Genomic DNA, 2117 nt, shown 5'->3' with positions numbered 1-2117 from the left:
TTGTCCCTTGCCTGCCCCTCCCCCAAGACACCCATGGCCGCCACCCGCCACCCCCTCAATCCCGCCGCCCTTCCCCTGGCCCGCGCCCTGCTGGATGCCCTGCGCATCAATGAGCGCCAATGGCATGCCTTGAAAGGCAGTCGTCGCCACCGCGCCGCCGAACAGGTGGCGGCAGGGCTGAATCAGTTGCTCCACCACCAGGACCAGGCCGCCATGGCCTCCCTCCAGGCAGCTCTGGACTGGCTACGGGGCGACCTGCACGATCCAGGTTGCCCTGATCGCCACGGCGGGTAAGCCCCCCTCAGCCGTCCGGACAACGGGCCGTGATGGCCGGGTGATTGAGCAAGGCATCCATCAACCGCACCCCCCGCAGTTGATTCACCAGGGGCATATGGCCCTCCGGCGCGGTGTGACGCCAGGTGAACTGGTTGGGGTAGCGGGTCCAGACGCCATCCTGCTTCCACCCCAGGCGGGGCCAGAGTTGCTGCCAACGTCCCCCGCAGGCCTTCAGCAGGCGGCGCTGCACGGAAAAGCCGTAGCGCCCACGGGAGTAGGCAACCCAGAGGCGATCAATGGTGTCCAGATCCGTTGTGGCCAGAGCGGCCACCTCGGAGAAAAAAACATACCCGCGGCTCACCGCAGCCGGGCCGGCCATCTGCCGCAGGCTGGCCATGGTGAGACGGTCCGCTTCCTCGAAAGCCTCTGTGGCCAGGGCTTGCTGGAGGGGATGGTGGTCCTGGCCCATGGCGGAGGGGGCGGCAAACCAGCCTTGGGGGTGACGGAGGAGAAATTCCGTCCGTGTTGGCCCTCCATGGGCCATGAGCAACTGGATCAGGCTGCCGGCTGCCCAGTCGTCCCCTTCCGGGTCGTAGGCTTGCAACGCCGTGGGGATGAACCCCGCCAGTTGCCGGCCCTGGTCCAGCACGGTGTTCAGAAGCCGCTGCCGTTGCCGGCCTCGGGCCTGGCGAAACTCCTCCAGCAGCGGCCCAGGGGAGAAATCCGCTGTACAACCACCAGAGTCCACGGTCAACCCGGAAGAGAAAACTACGGGCCCCATGGTAGGGGCCGCCAGCAGGGACAATGCGCTCCATGGTCCGTTCCCTCTCCTGTGATTGCTTTCTGAAGGCAGGTGGCCCCTTGCTGGACGTGCGTAGCCCCGGAGAGTTTGCCCGGGGCCATATCCCCGGAGCCCATAATCTTCCCCTGTTCAGCGATGAGGAGCGGGCCGCGGTGGGCGCCCTGTATGCCCGCCAGGGCCGCCGCGCCGCGGTGCGCCATGGGCTGGAACTGGTGGGGCCGCGGCTGGCGACCCTGGCGGAGCAGGCCGCCGCCCTTGGGAAGGCCGGGGCCGGTCTGCGGCTCCACTGCTGGCGTGGCGGCCTGCGCAGCAGCAGCACCGCCTGGCTTCTGGAAACCTACGATCTGCCTTGCATTCTCCTGGAGGGGGGCTACAAGTCCTTCCGGCGCTGGCTGCGCCAGGCCCTGGCCCAGCGGCGCCCCGTTGTGCTGCTGGGTGGTCACACCGGCAGCGGCAAAACGGAGGTGCTCCATGCCCTGCGCTCCGCCGGGGCGCAAGTGCTGGATCTGGAGGGGTTGGCTCATCATCGGGGCAGCAGTTTCGGGGGGCTGGGTCAGCCTTGCCAACCCACCACGGAGCAGTTTGAAAACGAGATCACCATGGCCTTGCAGGCCGTCTCCCCCCACCGGGTGCTCTGGATCGAGGCGGAGAGCGTCCAGGTGGGTCGTTGTCGCATCCCCTCCGAGTTGTTCCAACAGATGCAGCAGGCGCCATTGGTGGAGTTGCAGCGGCCTGAGCAGGAGCGGCTGGACCACCTGCTGGCCACCTACGGCGCCATGCCGCGCCAGGAACTTACGGAGGCCACCCGGCGCATCGGCAAACGCCTGGGACCCCAGCGGACCCAACAGGCGGTGGCGGCCATTGCGGCGGGCAACCTGCGCCTGGCCTGTCAGGTGATCCTCAACTACTACGACCGCACCTATGCCCACGGCCTGGCGCGAAGTCCCCACACCCCGGTTCCCCTGGTGGGTGCAGGACTGTCCGCCACAGCCGTTGCCCAACGGCTTCTGGCCATGGAACCGACGCTTCCGGTCCACAG

At 67.9% G+C, this 2117-nt stretch carries 3 protein-coding genes; 2 read left to right on the top strand and 1 reads right to left on the bottom strand.

Annotated elements, in window-relative coordinates; genetic code table 11:
• Window positions 1–294 (top strand): DUF6439 family protein (locus BG35_RS0109540; RefSeq protein ID WP_236619850.1); only part of this gene is annotated, 294 nt, incomplete at its 5' end.
• 7 nt (window positions 295–301) lie between these two features.
• On the opposite strand, the gene BG35_RS0109535 is transcribed toward BG35_RS0109540, so the two are convergent.
• Entirely contained in the window at window positions 302–1057 is a 756-nt protein-coding gene (locus BG35_RS0109535; protein ID WP_080688130.1) for a GUN4 domain-containing protein, read from the bottom strand.
• 32 nt (window positions 1058–1089) lie between these two features.
• Between BG35_RS0109535 and mnmH the strand changes: the two genes are divergently transcribed.
• The coding region (gene mnmH, locus BG35_RS0109525; protein WP_025782636.1) for a tRNA 2-selenouridine(34) synthase MnmH at window positions 1090–2117 on the top strand (1028 nt) is incomplete at its 3' end.

It is taken from the genome of Candidatus Synechococcus spongiarum SH4 (assembly GCF_000586015.1).
Taxonomy (GTDB): domain Bacteria; phylum Cyanobacteriota; class Cyanobacteriia; order PCC-6307; family Cyanobiaceae; genus Synechococcus_B; species Synechococcus_B spongiarum_F.
Note: the sequence above shows the minus strand (reverse complement) of the source record. Positions and strands in the feature narration are given on the sequence as shown.

What these genes read in the sequence shown, in the direction of transcription:
- BG35_RS0109535 (WP_080688130.1), bottom strand. Translation starts at nt 1,057, where the DNA reads ATGGGGCCCGTAGTTTTCTCTTCCGGGTTGACCGTGGACTCTGGTGGT.